Annotated in this window: 4 protein-coding genes; 1 reads left to right on the forward strand and 3 read right to left on the reverse strand. The window is 63.8% G+C overall.

From position 1 onward, the window contains the following. Positions 1-3,102: a transglycosylase domain-containing protein gene (locus LQ249_RS06535; RefSeq protein ID WP_232566273.1), complete on the reverse strand. Its 3,102-nt coding sequence runs from the start codon at positions 3,100-3,102 to the stop codon at positions 1-3. Between the two features lie 73 nt (positions 3,103-3,175). Beyond that, positions 3,176-8,377, reverse strand: coding sequence for a hypothetical protein (locus tag LQ249_RS06540; protein ID WP_232566274.1), 5,202 nt, complete (start codon positions 8,375-8,377; stop codon positions 3,176-3,178). A gap of 481 nt (positions 8,378-8,858) precedes the next feature. Between LQ249_RS06540 and LQ249_RS06545 the strand changes: the two genes are divergently transcribed. Further along, positions 8,859-10,277, forward strand: a complete 1,419-nt coding sequence (locus LQ249_RS06545) for an amino acid permease (RefSeq protein WP_232566275.1) — start codon at positions 8,859-8,861, stop codon at positions 10,275-10,277. A 45-nt stretch (positions 10,278-10,322) separates the two neighbouring features. Here the strand turns inward: LQ249_RS06545 and LQ249_RS06550 are convergent, their stop codons facing one another. After that, positions 10,323-16,844 (reverse strand): NEL-type E3 ubiquitin ligase domain-containing protein, encoded by a 6,522-nt coding sequence (locus LQ249_RS06550; protein WP_232566276.1) that lies wholly within the window; start codon positions 16,842-16,844, stop codon positions 10,323-10,325. Positions 16,845-16,899: the final 55 nt, after the last annotated feature.

Genomic DNA, 16,899 nt, shown 5'->3' on the forward strand with positions numbered 1-16,899 from the left:
TCAGGGTTGGCGGGCCAGGCACAGCGTCGGGTCGCCCGGTTGCAGCAGCGGGTTGAGCATCGGCGCCATGCCCTTGAGCACCTGCACCGGCAAGGCCGAGGTGAAGGTGAAGTGCTGCGCCGACGCCCCCGGCACAAACGCGGTGAGGGTGCCGAAGTGATGCGCGCCGATGTAGAACACGAAGGTCGCCGTGCGGTTGATCGATTTCGAACTGAGCATGCGCCCGCCGGGCCCCATGGCCTCGATGCGGTTATCGCCGGTGCCGGTTTTGCCGCCCATCGCCAGCGCCGTGCCGTCCGTCAGTTTGAAGCTGCCGGCCACCCGCTTGGCGGTGCCGGCGTCGACCACTTGCGACAGCGCGCCGCGCAACGCCGTGGCGACTTCGCTGGGCAGCACCCGTTTGCCGCGGTTCGGGTCGTTGACCACGCGGGTTTCATAGGGCGTGCCGCTGGCGAATTGCAGGCTGTCGATACGCAGCACCGGCAAGCGCACGCCGTCGTTGAGGATGATGCCCATCAGTTCCGCAAGGGCGGCGGGGCGGTCGCCGGAACTGCCGATGGCGGTGGCCAGCGACGGCACCAGATGGTCGAACGGGTAGCCCACGGCCTGCCAGCGCTGGTGGATATCGAGGAACGCTTCGATCTCCAGCATGGTGCGGATCCGGCTGTCACGCGCACTCTGGTGACGGCTCTTGAACAGCCAGCTGTAGACCTCCTGGCGTTCGAATTCACTGGCTTTGACGATTTCGTCGAAGCTCGCCTCAGGGTGGTTGAGCAGGTAGCCCAGTAGCCACAGGTCCAGCGGATGCACCTTGGCGATATAGCCCTGGTCCGGCAGGTCGTAGGCGCCGGGGCCGTAACTCTGGTAGAGCCGTTCGAGGCGCTCGTCGCTGAGCGTGTCGGGGGTTTTGAGGTTTTTCAGGTGCGAGCGCACGAAGGTGTTGAAACTCGCCTGGCTGGCCTGGGGCAGCAAATAGCGGTGGACGGCGGCCAGGCGGATCGCGGTGGGGTGGAGGCTGTCCATGAAGGTGTCGAGCCGGGCCTGGGTGTCTTTGTGGCGGTATTTTTTCCAGAACTTGAGCAGGAACGCGGTGCCTTCGTGGTCGGCGAACTTGGCCAGGTATTCCTGGCGGCGCGGGTCGTTGTCGTCCTTGAGCAGCCGTGCGCTGTTGTCTTCGCCCGAATAGGTGGTGTAGCGCACCAGGTCGCGCATCAGGCGAATGAACGGCAGGTTGATCGACTCGCGCAGGGCATCGCGCAAGGTCGGGTTGCGGCCGTTGTCTTCGTTGCGAAAGTTATGGAAGCGGTGCAGGCCGCCGCCGGTGAAAAACGCCTCGCCGGGGCTGGCCGAGTAGGTGCGGTCGAGGGCGGCGTCGAGCATTTTCGCCAGGTCGCGGTCGCTGTGCTGGATCAGGTAATTCAGCGCCCAGCGCGAGAGCACATCCTGCTCGGGCAGCTCGACGCTTTTCAGCTCGGCGGGCGTGCGCGCCTGGTAGCGTGCATGCAGCTCGGTGACGATCTGCAGGTAGGTGGTCAGCACCCGCAGCTTGGCGGTGGAGCCCAGTTCGAGTTTGCTGCCTTCGTTGATATCGAACGGCTGGTCGGTGTTGTCGGTCTGCACCCGCACGCGTGCGCCGTCGGGTGTCAGTTCGTAGAGGGTGAAGCTGTAGCGCACCTGCGGTGTGCTTTGCGGCGTCAGCAGGCGCGGGCCGAGCAGGCCCATCTGCGCGGCGAACGCCGGGTCGGCCAGGTGCTTGAGGTAGTCGGTGGCCTGGGTTTGCAGCGCGTAATGCAAGGTGCTGGTGGCCGACAGGTCGAGGCGGTCGAGGTCATACAGCGAGCGGTTGAGCAGGCTGGCGAGACGGCTGCGGGCGACGTTGATGGCTTTGTTGGTTTCTACCGGCTGGAGGGTCGGTTGCTGCTGCCAGTCGCGGTAGGTCACGTGGCTGGCGAGGGCGGCGGCGGACAAGGTGGCGGGGATCACCTGGTTCTGCGCGAGCAGGCGGATATGGCTGTCGGTCAATTGCGCCAGCTCTTCGCGACCTTTGGTCAGGTAGTGCGAGGGCCGGCGTTGGGCAATCATCAGCGACAGCACCTGGCGCAGGGCCAGGCCGCGTCTGGCCAGGCTCGCCGGGTCTTGTGCGCTGTCGCTCAGCGCCTGGTTGACCTGATTGAAGTCGGCGCCGTACCACACCCGCAGGCCTTCGGCCAGGCCATGCACTTCGCCGTGGCCCGGCACGGCGGACAACGGCACGCTGTTGAGATAGTCGCGCACGATATTGCGCCGACTGCCCGAGGTGTCCGGCCCGGCCTGGTAGGCCCGCACGCTGGCGGACATCATCTGGCGGATTTTCTCGCCGCCGGACAAGGTCAAGCCGTCGGGCGAATGGCGATATTTCTCGAGCTGTGTGGCCAGGGTGCTGCCGCCGGCGGTCTGCCCCGGCAGATGCAGGAGTTTGGCTACTTGCGACCAGGCCGCCTTGGCAAAGCGCGGCCAGTCCACCGCCGGGTTGGCCAGCGGTTGCGTGGGGTCCAGCAGGTCGCGGTCCTCAATGAACAGCAGGCTCTGCACCACCAACGGCGGAACCTCGGCAAAGCTGGCGTAGAGCTGTTGCGGGTAGGTGAAGGCATACAGCGGCGCGGCGCGGCAATCGGTGATGCTCAGGCCGGCCTGGACTTTTTCCGCGTAGGGCACGAACAGCCCGTGCTCGGCATAGCCCAGCAAGGCCGGGGAGAAGCGTGTCTGGGCCTGGATCAGGTAATTGCGCTTGAGCAGGCGCGGTAGGAATTCATTCAGCGCGCTGTAGCCCAGGCGCCGGTCGAACGGGCCGTCGCCGGGGTACACGATGGCATCGCTGGCGCCGGGCTCCAGGCGATAACTGAGGGTGGCGGCCAACGGGCTCAGGTAGCGGGCCTGCAGGCGCGAGGTGTGCATTTCCACGCTGGCGGCCCAGCCCAATGCCAGCAGCGCGAGCAACAGCACCAGCCACACCAGGCGCCACCACCCGGATCGCCGGCGGGCGCTGTGTGGCAATGGCGGTTGATCCGGGCTGTCGGTCGGCAGCGCAGCCTGTTTCGAATCGGTTTGCCATAAAGCGCCCATAGTCGATTCATCCATTTACGCAGATTGATCGGACTTGGGTGAAGCTTAGTCGTTGGTGACGAAATGTGTCGGCTCACGGCTGCGGGCGTTTCACGCCGTTGCGCAGCAGCGCCAGCCAGTTGCGGTCGTTGGCCTGGCCCCAGCGGTAGGTGCCGCGATCGTTGAAAAACACCGAAATGTCTTCCAGGTACCACATGTGCATTTTGACGTTGAGTTGACGCACATAGTCGCTTGCCGGGCAGACGATGGCTGCCCAGGGGTCGCATATCCACAGGCCGACCCAGCCCGCTTCGCTGAAGTCCAGGGTCGAGCCCAGCGTCGCCGGCGGGTTCCCCACCACCACAAACGCGTGGGCGGGCGGGCTGGTGCCCCAGACGCGCGCGGCGCCGCCGTTGAACCTGATCAGTTCGCTCGCCACGTGGGCCATCTGGTCGCAATTGCCTGCGCCGGTCTTGAGGATCACTTCGGTGTAGTTGGGCTGGCCCGCCCGGCTGTACTGCCACATCACCAGCGGTTCGGCGATGGCCAGCCGTTCCAGCTCGTCGACCCCCGTGCCCACGATGTTGGCCGAGCCGATCCCGGTGCTTTTGACCAGCGCCACGGTGCTGGCCTGGGCCTTGCTGGCCAGGTACTGATTGAGGGTCTGGCCAGGCTGGGCGAGGTAGGGCGGCCAGGTGTCGAGTTTCAAGGGTGTGACGGCCACGCTCATGCCCAGGCGCTGCCCCTGATCGCTGGCGTTGAGCAACAACTCGCGCTGCTTGATGACCCGCAGGCCGCGTGACTGCTCGAGCAGGCGCTTGAGTTTGGCCGCACCGAAGCCGCGCCTGGCCAGTTGTTGGCTCAGTACCTCCAGGGTGGGCAGTGTGACCAACGGGCGGTTATGCACAAACCCGGCGGCGCTCAAGTAGTCGAGCTTGCGCTGGCTGAATGCGCGGATCAGCTGTTCGGGTTCACCGCCCAGGTTGAAGTCCAGGCGGTTGAACAGCATCGCCGGAGCGGGGGCGATGGCGATGCCTTCGTAAAAGACCCCGGCGTCGGCCTCCACGATAATCCGCGTGCCTCCCGCCGGGGTCAGTTCGATCGCCATGGCGCGCAGGGTTCGGCTGTCATCGGTGCCCACTGTCAGCCCGGTCAGCTCGACCACGCGGGTGTCGCGGTTGAGTTGATTGTCCAACTGATTGTTGGGCAGGCCGAATTGCGCTTCGTTGGCGATGAGCCGACCGGTGAGCTGGGGCTTGTAGGTCAGCGGCGCGGTCCTGGCCACTGGCGTCAGTTCAAAGCTGGTGCCTTGGGGCATCGCTTCGTACAGCCGGCGGTTGTGGACCAGCTTGCGCGGGTCAGGGCCGACGGCGGGGGCGGGGATCAGGCGCAGGTGCTCGATGGCCTGGGCGCGGCGTTGCTGGATCGAGGCGTTGAACGCGGTGAGTTTTTTGGTGAAGCAGATCAGTGGGATCGGGCTGCGTTTGCTGCGCGCCGCACCGCACAGGCTGTCGAAGCCTTCGGCGGCCTTGAAGTAGGCGGGCGAGGCCAGGTCGTCCAGGTGGGTCGGCGCCTGGTGCTCCAGGCGGAACAGGTTGTCGCCGTCGAGCAGGTCAGTGGCGTCGCGACGCGCAATCAGCAGCGGCTGGGTGGCGAACAGCCGTTCGCTGACCAGCACCTGCTGCCCGCGGGCGTTCTGCATCGGCGCCACGCCAAGGGCGCTGTCCAGACGAAAGGTGTGGCTCGGCGGCCCATAGGGTTTGCCGGTGAACGGGTGGCACGGGTACCAGTGGTTTTTGTGCAGCAGCGCATTGATCCGCAGCAGGTCGCTGCCGCGCAGCAGCGTGCCGCTGCCGAGGTTGGCGCCGGCGAGCAGCCGGGGGTAGTCGAGCAGGAACCGGTCGGCGGTGCGACGTTGAACCTGTTCGATGGCCGTGTGGAGGATTTTCCGCGCGCCGCCGCTCAGCCGGATCACCCCGCTGCGAGCCAGCCTGAACAGGCCCGGAAGGCCGTCCAGCGGGTTCAGCGCGGTGTTGAGAAAGGCGCCGCTCAAACGGGCCAATTGCAGCAGTTTGATCGGCAACGGCGCGGTTTTTTTCAACACCGCCAGGGACGCCGTGAGAAAGCGCTGGGTGGGGAACAGCAGCGCCAACAGGTCGATAAAGCAGGCGTAGCCGCCGTCGATGACACGGCGGGTGTCGCCGGAACCGAGGTCCTCGGCGCAGGACCAGAACGGCACGAGGGCTTTGAGGCGTGTCCACAATCGATCCCAGCGTTGTTGCATCTGTTCGCGCTGCGTGGTCCCCCGGGCTTGCAGGTGCAAGGCGTCGACTTCGAGGAAGAAGTGCTCGCGCACGATGGCTTGGGCAATGGCGCGGTTGAGCGTCGAACCGTAGGTCAACGCCGCCGTCGTCGGCGGCTGGGCGGGGGGCGGGCTGAATGACCACAGCGTCTGCACAATCACCTTGGCGCGCACCCCCGGCCGTGGCGGGCGCCCGTTGGCATAGGCGTCCCAGTCCAGCGGCAGTTCATCGCCCATCAGCAGTTGGGTGACCGGGCGGGTGGCGTGGGGAGTGCCGGTGGCCACCGACATCAGCGTGCCGCCCTCGCGAAATGCCAGCGGTGCGCCGCGGCGTTTGTCGACGCGGTTCAACAGCGGGAACAGCTCGTATTCCTGCACCGCGCTGGGCGATGTACCGCGCAGGATCACGCCCATTCGGGCGCTGCGCGCCAACGCTTCCTCCGGGCTCAGCAGGGCGAGGTCTTTGCCGGGTTCTTTTTTCAGCACCAACAGCTGCAAGTCGGCCTGTTGCAGGTGGTGTCGGTCGGCCAGCGGCAGTTGCGCCAGCAGGTCTTCGATCAGGCTGCTGTAGGCCTGCTTCAGGCGTTCGATGTAGGCCGCGAACGCGCTGTCGAAGCGTTGATGGATGTTGCCCAGGCGCCCGAACGATGGGCGTAGTTGTGCCAGGTCCAGTTGGGGCTCGGTGGACTGCCAGCGGCTGTCGCCCAGTTGGCCATCCATGTGCAACTCCACCAGACTGTGCAGGCTGTAGTTCCGGCGCTCGTGATGGTGCATCGGGAAGCGCAGGCTGCCGCCGGCGAGCGGCGGGACGGGGCGCCACAGGCAGGCTTTGTCCAGCAGCGTCTGGTTGGGGAATAGGTTTTTCAGGTCGGCCAGGGCAATGCTGCGGCGGGTCGGTGGCGCGTCGGCAAAGGTGATCAGGGCTGCCTTCAAGGCGTGCAGGCGTTGGCTGAGGCGCAGCTTCAGCGCGTCGATTTCATGCGCGAGGTAGGCGGTGTTGTCGCGTTCGGGCAGTTCGCCCACGGTGATGGCCCAGTCGAGCAGGGTGCGGGTGGCGAGGTATTCGCGCCACTGTTGTTGCTGGCCGGTCGTGGCGGGCATGGATGCCAGGGCGAGCATGTCGTGGTAGCTCAGTTGGCGCGGTGAGCCGGGCGCCATGGCCTGCGCGATCAAGACCCCTTGCTTGAAACTCATCCAGGCGATCGAGCTGCGAAAGCGCATCGTCGCAGGCAGCCCGCGCACCAGAAACTCCGGCGCGGCGCCGGCCAGCAACAGGTGGGCGGCGAGGGGCGCAGCGCGGGTGGAGACCTTGCAGGTCCGCACCAAATGCAGTTCCAGGTCTTGGCGCACTTCGCCATGGGGCTTGCCCGCGTGGGCGCTCAGCTCGAAACCGGCGATGGGAGCGCCTGCTTCGCCGGCTCCAGGGTCGAGGTCGAGGATCAGGGCGCTCAACACCAACAGGTCGAGGCTGGTCTGGCTGGCGGCTTCGTCCGGGTGCTGGCCGTACCAGTGCAGCGCCGTCACCAGTTGTTGGCCCAACTGCCGCGCCGGTCCGCGCCGCAGCAGTTGTTTGAGCAAGTGGTCGGCCTGGGCGCGGATCGCGTCAGCACTCAGGTCGCCCAGCAGTGTGCCGCACAAGCGGTCAAGCAGGCGTGGGTGGCCATCGGGCAGGCCGTGATTGGCGGTGGCGAGAACGCTGTGGCGCTGTTCGCTGAGCAGTCGTACCGGCGAGTGAGTCGTGGCGCTCAACAGCCCATGATAGTCGTCGAACTCGGGGCGGCGGGGCAGGTTCATCTCCAGGGTTTGCAGGGTGTCCTGGGCTTCGTCGACGCTGGTCGGTGGGGCAAGATCATGCTGTTGCAGCAGTTGCTGGAGGGTGAAGGGGCCGCAGATGGGGTGCGGGACAACGGCGGGATGGTGCGGCGCGCCGGAGTCCGGTGCGGGGTGCAACGTCACGCTGGCCGTGTCGATCACGTGGTCGTTGGGCGGGGCTTGGATCAGGCCTTTCAAGCACTCGGCCATGACGTCGCGGTCATGGTCCTGGGCCAGCCACTGCTGGTGCTGCATCAGGGCGAGATCGGCGTTGGCCAGGTCGCTGACCGGCAGCGTGGTCAACGCCGTCGACTGGCGCAGCGTGTCGATCAGCACGCGGGCTTCGGCGGGTGTGTCGGGCACCGGCAGATCATGGCAATTGAGCAGTTGGGCGAGGCTGAACTGGCCGCTCTGGTGGACAAAGCTCCCCAACTGCTCGGCGACTTCGACCAGGTGTTCGAGCTGGCCGTCCAGGGGCAGCGCCAGCAGTTGTTCGATGCCGATATCCACCAGCCCGCCCCAGGCTTTTTTGCCGCTGAGCCGGCGTGTGGCGGGATCGAACATATACGTGCCGGGTTGCAGGCCGTCGACCGCTTCCAGCGCCAGGAACGACGGGTTGCGGGTGATGGCGTCGAGTAACGCGGCGCCGGTTTGCTGGGCGGTGGCCCAGAACGAACCGGAGTCGAGTTTGAAATAGCTCCTGTAGCAGGAAAACAGGCTGAAATCGTCGTCGTCGAGCAGGGCTTGCAGTTGGTCGGCGATCTGTTGCCGGTCTTGATTCAACCGCTTCAACCCGTCATCCAGCCCCGCCTTGGGCTCGGCGAAACTGTTCGATTGATCGAGCGCCTGGGAGATCACCCTGCGCTCGCCGCGATGCTCTGGGTAGGGATAGCCATAGAAATTCAGCACCGATTGCGCCGGCAGTTCGAGCGGCGCGGTTTCGAGCGGCACGTCCAGGCCGGCCAGGTCCACCGGCAGGCGCGTGGCCCAGGCCCGCAGGTGTGGGCGGCTGAGTGCGCGGCGGTACACCTGCAGCCAGCAGCCCAGGGTGGAGTGCTCGGGCACGATCACTGTGGTGGAGTCGCCGTTTGTCAGGTGATTGAACAACGCGCTGATCAATTGGCCATCGGCGGCCAGGCGTCGTGCCCGGCCTTGCTGGAGTACGTCGAGGGTGGTCGGCATGGGGAGATCCTTTCGCTGGGATTGCCGTCCTGGCAATCGAAGCACCCCATGGTGAAGGGGCGGCCCGGCGGCGGGTATGGCGATGCTTCCCGTTCGGCCGTGGCCGGCTTCCGCGTTGTCCGCCTGATGGGCTGAAAGTATTGAAACAGAGCCTTCTGCTGGGTATATACGGCCTAGGTAGGGGCATGACGCTGCACCAAAGCTGTGCAATACTCGGCGCGCGTCAAACGGAGAAAATCCTTACGCTATCCAGGTAATGCCCCTCCACAAAAGCCGCTTTTACCGCGAGTTCTCGCTGAATCTTGCCGTTTATTAAGTGAAAAACCCTGGGTTGAGCTTTTTATACTGCACCCCCGCTGAACTGGCCCTGGCCAGACGGGTTGGCCCATGAGGCGAACCCGGTGTGAGGCGTCCTGGCGGACCTGCTGCGACGTCGAGTACTCGGTGGCTTAATCCAATAACAAGACGAGGTTGTACCCCTATGCCAGTTGGCAACCACCTGCCTCATGGCGAGACCGCTCAGGGCGGCCCGCTGAAACGTGAACTGGGCGAACGGCATATTCGCCTGATGGCCCTCGGCGCCTGCATCGGTGTCGGCCTGTTCCTTGGCTCGGCCAAGGCCATTGAAATGGCCGGCCCGGCGATCATGCTCTCTTACATCATTGGCGGCCTGGCGATCCTGGTGATCATGCGCGCGCTTGGCGAAATGGCGGTCCACAACCCTGTCGCCGGCTCGTTCAGTCGCTATGCCCAGGATTACCTCGGCCCGTTGGCGGGCTTTCTCACTGGTTGGAACTACTGGTTCCTGTGGCTGGTGACCTGCGTCGCGGAAATCACCGCCGTGGCCGTGTACATGGGCGTCTGGTTCCCCGATGTGCCGCGCTGGATCTGGGCCCTGGCGGCCTTGATCAGCATGGGCACGATCAACCTGATCGCGGTCAAGGCGTTCGGTGAGTTCGAGTTCTGGTTCGCCCTGATCAAGATCGTCACCATCATCGCCATGGTCATCGGTGGCGTCGGCATCATCGCGTTCGGTTTCGGCAATGACGGCGTGGCGCTGGGGATTTCCAACCTGTGGGCCCACGGCGGCTTCATGCCCAACGGTGTGCAGGGTGTGTTGATGTCCCTGCAAATGGTGATGTTCGCCTACCTGGGCGTGGAAATGATCGGCCTCACCGCCGGTGAAGCGAAGAACCCGCAGAAGACCATCCCGAATGCCATCGGCTCGGTGTTCTGGCGCATTCTGTTGTTCTACGTCGGCGCGTTGTTCGTGATTCTGTCGATCTACCCGTGGAATGAAATCGGCACCCAGGGCAGCCCGTTCGTGATGACCTTCGAGCGTCTGGGCATCAAGACCGCCGCCGGCATCATCAACTTCGTGGTGATCACCGCTGCATTGTCGTCCTGCAACGGCGGCATCTTCAGCACCGGGCGCATGCTCTACAGCCTGGCGCAGAACGGCCAGGCCCCCGCGACCTTCGGCACCACCTCGCGCAACGGCGTACCGCGCAATGCGTTGCTGCTGTCGATCGCTGCGTTGCTGCTGGGCGTGCTGCTCAACTACCTGGTGCCGGAGAAAGTCTTCGTCTGGGTCACCTCGATTGCCACCTTCGGCGCGATCTGGACCTGGGTGATGATCCTGCTGGCGCAGCTCAAGTTCCGTAAGAGCCTGAGCCCGGCGGAACAGGCGGGCCTCAAGTACCGCATGTGGCTGTACCCGGTCAGTTCCTACCTGGCATTGGCGTTCCTGGTGCTGGTGGTGGGCCTGATGGCGTACTTCCCGGACACCCGCGTCGCGCTGTATGTCGGCCCGGTATTCCTGGTGCTGCTGACGGTGCTGTTCTACACGTTCAAATTGCAACCGACCCAGATTGCCCAAGGCGTCGCGCGCTCGGCGTAACGCTTGCTCAAGGCGGCCTGTGGCGCACAGGCCGCCTTGATGCGCTCAATCGCGCGGCAACGCGTGAAGGGCGGCGTCCGTCAACTGGCCGATGAGGCGGTTGCGCTCGACGGTCTGCGTGTCGATCAGCGCTTGCAGGCGGTCGAGGTGTTCATCGGAGTGTTTGTCCGGCAGCTCCTTTTGCAAGAGCCCGATCTTGTAGCGGGTCACTTCCTTGATCGTCAAGAAGGGCGCGGGAAAGCGTCGTTCCAGGTAGTCGAGCCAGAAGTCGCAGGTTTTGTATGCGTTCACCAGCCCAGGGGAATCCTTCAACCCGCGCAGCATTTGACGCGCCTGTTGGACATCGTTGTCGACCACGCCGTACCCCTCCACTGAATACAACATTTGGTCCGCCTGGACCGGCAGGTTGAATTCCTCGCGCAACATCACCCGATAGAACAGGGTGATTTCGGCGGGGTCCGGCGAACGCCCTTGCGCGGTCAAGCGGCTGATGTGATCGTCGGCGAACTGGTCGAGCTGCTCCAGGTAATACACTTGTTTGGCCAGGCCGAGCAGTTCGCGGTCGATGCGGTTTTCGTCGTATCGAGCGAGGGTCTGATGCACTCGGTGCATGAGCTCCATGTTGTTGAACAGCAGTATGGCGCCGTCGCCACAGGTGCCCGCCGCATGGGTGTTGAGGAACACTTTTTCGCGCAGCTCGGTGGAGTTGCTCAGGCCATCGAGCAGGTTCCAGACCCGGAATGTCAGTTTTTTACGTGCATTTCCAGCGATGGTGTACTCCAGAGACTTGGTCAAGTCCGCCAACACTCTGAAGACATCATCGGGACGGGCGCCTTCATGGCTTGACAGACCGTTCCACAGTTCTCTGGCGCTGTCGTGTTTAAAGGGTTTCAGGTGGACCAGCCAAGGCAAAATGCCGCGTTCGGCGGGCGGCGTGTGGGCGATGCCGGGGAGGGAGCCCCCTACGGCCATGCCAATGTCGACTTGGTATTGCCTAATGCGCTGCAAGGTTTGGGGCGACAGCGGATTGTCATGCAGGAACGTCGAACGATTTCGGATGATGGCTCTGGGGTGGGTAAACACGCGCTCGGGAATGCTGGAGATCTGGTTTTCCTGCAAGTACAGGGTGTTCAGATTCGCGTGATCTGCGGCGCCGATCGGCCATTGTTGGGTATGGGTTGCTCTTAAATCCAAGGTCGAGAGTTGGCTCATTCGCGTGACGTCGAGCGTGATCCCCAGGGGGTTGTAACCCAGGTTGAGGTTTTCCAGGTTGACCATGGCGGCGAGGCGTGCGGCGGACTCCTCGGTTAAAACCAGCGCGTTGCCTTCCAGGTTCAGGCGGGTGAGTTGCGTCATCTGGGTGATGGCGGTCGGTAGCTCGCTCAACTGGCAGTCGATTTGCAGGGCCCGTAAGCCTGGGAAGAGCGCGAGGAATGCATGGCCCGAGGCGGGGAAGCTGTCCCCGGCGATACTCAGGTGCTCGATGTGCTCGAAGCCCCTGAACCCGTTGATAAAGGCCGCCGTGGGCAGATCGATGGTGTCCAGTTGCAATGTCAATGACTCAGCATGAAACAACCCATCGATGTAGACCTGTGGCGGCTCATCCCGTCGCCAGGCCCTGCGCAGTGTGTTGGCGATATGGCGACGACGGCCCAGATGGAGGCCCAGTGGGTCGGTTTCGTCGTTGTCGGTGTCACGAGGGGTGTCGCTCCAGCGGGTCAGTTCAATGTCCATGAAGCTGTATTCGGCCTGGCGTCGGTCAAGCTCGATCAGGGCGGCCGGCTCATCCAGGTTGAGCCAGCGGATGAAGGCGCGGGCGGTGTCATTGTCGAACCGGGGGTAGAGTTCCTGGACCCTGCTCACCAGGTCCGGCGCGCGATTACCGCCGAATGGCCACAGCCAGTTCCAGACGGGGTACACCAGAAATGAGCGATCCAGGCCCATCGGCGGTTGCAGCCAGGGTTGCAGGTGCGGCAGGTCCAGCAGGCTTTTTATCGCCACGCGCTGGGACAGCGCCAGCTTGGCGATCTGCTCCTGAAGTGGCGCGAGGTCGTCTTCATGTGTGATTCCCAGCGTGCTCCGTTCAGTGTCGGTCAACGTCTGGATGATGGCTGACAGCAGGTTGCTGCCGCTGCCGACGGGCGCGGCGAGAGGCGCTCCTTGTGAGTCGTAGGCGTGGTAGACCTGGTGTTGCTTGACCAGCACTTTTTGGCGCGTCCCGGCCGGGTTGCCGGCGGCTTCGATGCTGGAGCCGCTGAAGTGTCGGTCGCGGACTTCGATGCGCAGGTCGCTGGGCCAGCCGGGCACGGTGTTGAGCAGGTGCAGGATGATCCGGTCGCTGTCCGGGTTGATCAGGTTGTCCAGGTACAAGCCCTCGAAGGCGCGGTTCAGACGCACCTCGTGGGCGGTCAGTCGGGCTGTTTCGCCGAGGCGCAGGCTCACCTTGCCGTGTTCGTGCAGTTGCTTGAGTTCGCGGGGCGTTGCGTGGTCGAGGATGCTGTCGACGGTGTTGTTGGGTAAGTCGGCATGTGCGGCCTTGAAGCGTTCGCGCGCGACGTTGGGGCTGCGGTGCTCGCTCTCTTGGTAGAGCGAATTGAACAGATGGTTGGTTTCTTTCTCGGCGAACTCGACGATTTTTTTCACCAGTTTGAACAAGCGCTCTTCAGCGGAGCTGGGCAATTCGCCCAACAAGGCATTGATCAGCGTGTCGTAGCCGGTGAGTTGGTTCAGCAGGCGGGCGTCCCTGTAGTCCTGCTCGGTCACGAGGATTGTTTCAGCGTTCGGGCCCGCACTGGCCGGGTATTGATAGCGCACCTCGTTCCCGGTGCCGACGATCTGCAGTCTGTGGTTGTCCGGCCATCCCGGCAACGCGGAGATCACCAGCAATTGCAGGGCCGGCTCGGCTTCCTGGGTGTTGGGGTTCACCCGCAGTGCGTTGATGAAGTGTTGAATCTGTTGCTCGATCTTGAAGCGTTTGCAGGTGTCGGCCAACAACGGCGGCACCGGGTGGGTGGCACGGTGTACCTGGCGCAGCACGTGGTCCGGGGTGTCGGTCAGGGCGAGGATTTGACTGGCCCGTTCCTGCGTAAACGCGTAGTCCTCGTGCCCCAGGCGGTGGAATAGCTGGTGGGTGTCCCAGGTCATCGGGTTCTCGCTGGCCAGGCGCCAGGTGCCCTGGCCGTTGTGCTCCAGGAGCGGGGTGTCGACACCGATTTTTTTCGGGTGCTTGAGCCGCCATTTGAACAGCGTTTTATCGAAGACGATGCGGAACAGGCTGCCGAACAGCGGCAGGTATTCGTTGCCCTCAATCATGAAGATCCCGTCGGTCCTGGGTTTGAGGCCAGGTGACAGCATTAGGTTGTGTTGGTAGGGCACCAGCGAGCCATTGACCAGGCTGACGTGACCTTGGGGGTTGCGTCGGGCGCTCATGTTGTCCCCCAGGGTTTTGCGCAGGCCCTTGGCGTCGGTGACACTGCTCATGCCCAGTTGTTGACGTTCGTGGGGGTGGAGCACCGAGGCGATGGCCAGGTAGAAGCTGTCTTGGGCGGGTGAGACGGGGATTTCACTGTCGTTGCGGATGTCATAGGCCTGGTAGCGACCGCCGGGGTGCAAGCGCAGGTTGACGGTGAGGTCGTCCGCACCGCTGGGCACGAAGGTCTCGCCCTGGCTGACATCCGTGACCACGAAGGGACGCTTGAGGGTGTCGCGGATCAGCGCGCCGGCAAATTCCCGGGCCCAGAGGTCAGTGTCGGCATTGAAGTCGCGGGGGTTGTACAGGCTGTCGATCACCGCGTCGATGCGCAACGCGGTACGTTGGCGATCGAGTGTTTCAACGAACGCTACCGGCAGGGTGCCACCGCTCAGAAACGCCTCTTGCTGGCGTGCTGTCAGCGGGTGCTCGGCGAGTAATCGCGCAAGGTTGGCGGCGGTCAGGGGCGGGTTCAGGTCGCGCAGTTTTTTCAACAGGGGCGTGACGGTAATCAAGGCCGGTGACACCTTGACCGGCAGAAACCGTCTTGCCGCCGGTGCGGCGGCGAGTTCCGCTTTTTCGTAGCCCCAGTAATCGAACAGCGCCGAAAACAGCGCGTGGCGCTCAAGGCTTGCCAATGCGCCAACCTGTTGGCGTACGCTGCTGACGCGCGCGTCCTCGGAGGCGTTGGGTTGGTCCTCTTTACCCAGGGCCGAGTCGCGTGGTTGCTGGCGGATGATCAGTTGAAGCAGGTGCTCGTTGCCCTCGGGGCCGCTGCCCGCGTCGCTGAGGTCTGTGTAGCTGCCATCCTCGCGGCGCTTGAGGTTGATGGCATGGGGGCGTGGGGGTGGTTGCTCGGTTTTGCCGTAGGTCTCGATCCGCGTGCCTTGTGCATCGTGGATATGCAGCAGGGTGTCGGTCGGCCAGCCGTTGAGTTGGGTCAGCAGGCAGAAGACCGTGCTGTCGGCATGCGCCGGCAGTTGGCCGGGTTGGGGGAACCGCTCGATGATTTGCTGGATGACCTGATCGACCTGCAGTCGCCGGGCGCCTTCGATCAGGTTCAACGGTGCCGGCTGGGCGCGCCACACGCGATCCAGCGTATCGCGAGTGGTGGCGGTGCTGCGTAGCATGTGTTCAAGGTCGGCCGACGGGATCGTCGACGCCCCGTTGAGCAGCATGCGTTGCAGCAACTCCGGGTTGGACAGGAGATGGGCATTGTGCAAATCGAAGGTCCAGGTCTGGAGCTCTGGGGCGAATATGATCGCTGGGGTGTAGCCGTCTTTACCGCGTGTGAGTACGTAGCGTTTGTGCGCGTCGTCGAATTTGACTTCGATCAGCACATCCATCTCGCCCTGGCGCAGTTTGGCGTAGAGGTGACCCTCGACCACGTAAATGCCCAACGCGTTGGGCGTGATACCGTTGACCAGGCGCTGGTTGTCGTGGGCATACGGTTGGGCGTCGGCTTTCCAGAGCCCATGGCTGCCGTCGGCGCGCGTGATTTTGTACGGGTTGCCGAGTTTTTCCAGGTACGCGTGCATGCGTTGGCGATGGGCCCTTCCGGCGGTTGAGATCAGCTTGCCGCTGACGGCCAGGTCGGTGACATCGGCCAGCGCCGAGGCAAATCCGCTGGCTTCGCCCTTGGCCAGCTCATTCACGCCCTGGGCGGCGCTGTAGGTCAGGCTGCCCATGACCGCGAGTTGCATGACCCGGTTCATGCCGGTGACGCCGCCGGGCAATGGCGTAAGCAGCATCTGCAGCACTTCGCCGGCAATCGCTGCCGCCGCATCTTTGAGGGCTTGCCAGTCTTTTTCCGAGCGGGTTTGCGCCAGTGTGTCCAGGTCTGACTGAAAGCGCTGGATCTGGCGATAGGCACACGCCTGCACCAGGGTGATTGCGCGCCCGGATTTGATGTCGGTGTTGAAGCGGATGTTGTCCAGGGTCTTTGTTGAGAAGGCCAGGTGAAAACCGTCGTACACATAAGCGCCTAACCAACTGAACCCCTTCAGATGCGGCGCTTTGTTGATCAGTGATCTGAACACCGACAGCCCGATCAACGGCAATTGCCGGGAGAACCAGCCCAAGTCTTTTTTCGCGTGGCTGTCAGTGAGTTGTGTGCGAAACGCGTACTCGGCGGCCTGGGCATCGTCGTGGTATTGCAACGCCCCGCCGGGACGGAAAGGGAAGTAGGACAACACGCCCAGGCTGGCCACGCGAATCAGCATTAAGGGCACGGGGATGCAACTGTCCCAGGGGACGAAGGGCACGGAGATCAGGGGGGTGATACCGGAGCTCAGGTTCAGCGTGTCGAACGGCAATTGCGCGCCAGTGCCTTCGATGGCGGCGTTGAGTCGCGTGTAGATCTCCAGGGTGACGCCGGTAGTGGCACGGTTGCGGTAGGCTTCGATTACGTCGAACAGCAGGCTGGCCTTGGCCGACGCCTCGAACAATGGGCGCAACGGCCCGCCCGGCGCCATGGCGGTACGGGCTTTGTCGCGCAACTGAGCGCCCAGGTCCAGCGTGCGGGCGGCTTCGATGAAGGCCAGTGCGCCCAGGCTTCTGTCGTTGTCCGGCCCCACGATATAGCTGGCTTCCACCAGGCTGAAACCCGAGTCCCCGTGAATGGAGTGGGTGAAACCGTAGTTGAGACAGGCCGCTTCCCACAGCGACATGTGCTTGAGATGCTCAATGTAATGGAAGTCGTAATGGGCCCGACGATAGCGTGCGGCGGGCAGGGGCACGGTATTGAGCGGAAGGAGCGGCTGCGGCGGGTCCCAGGGGAAGCCCTGCTCCCGTTTCTCTTTGTAGCGGGTGAACAGGGTGTATTGCTCGGGATCGCGCCCGCCGATTTTTTCCCGCAGTTGCGCAAGGCCTTGAGTCTTAAAGTCGCGGGTCAGCGCTTGCTGGGCGTGTTCCAGAGCGGTCAAGGCGCTCAATGCTTCGCGTTGCAACCTGACGTAGCGGGCTTTTTCCTGTGGGTTCAAGCTGCTCATGGCTTGAATCACGTTGTTCTGAATCTGCTCAAGGGCTTGTTGCCGTGACCAGGAACTGCTGGACTGCAAGTTGCCTGATAACCCGTTGAGTCGTTGATAAGTTGACATCAGCCATACCCTTTCACGATAAGTGGAAGGGCATGGAAGCACCGTCGCGAAAACG

The organism is Pseudomonas sp. 7-41 (assembly GCF_021233075.1).
Lineage (GTDB): Bacteria > Pseudomonadota > Gammaproteobacteria > Pseudomonadales > Pseudomonadaceae > Aquipseudomonas > Aquipseudomonas veronii.

Bases quoted from the DNA above. Each gene is read 5' to 3' on its own strand.
- LQ249_RS06545 (WP_232566275.1), top strand. From the start codon at position 8,859: ATGCCAGTTGGCAACCACCTGCCTCATGGCGAGACCGCTCAGGGCGGC.
- LQ249_RS06535 (WP_232566273.1), bottom strand. From the start codon at position 3,102: ATGGGCGCTTTATGGCAAACCGATTCGAAACAGGCTGCGCTGCCGACC.
- LQ249_RS06550 (WP_232566276.1), bottom strand. From the start codon at position 16,844: ATGTCAACTTATCAACGACTCAACGGGTTATCAGGCAACTTGCAGTCC.
- LQ249_RS06540 (WP_232566274.1), bottom strand. From the start codon at position 8,377: ATGCCGACCACCCTCGACGTACTCCAGCAAGGCCGGGCACGACGCCTG.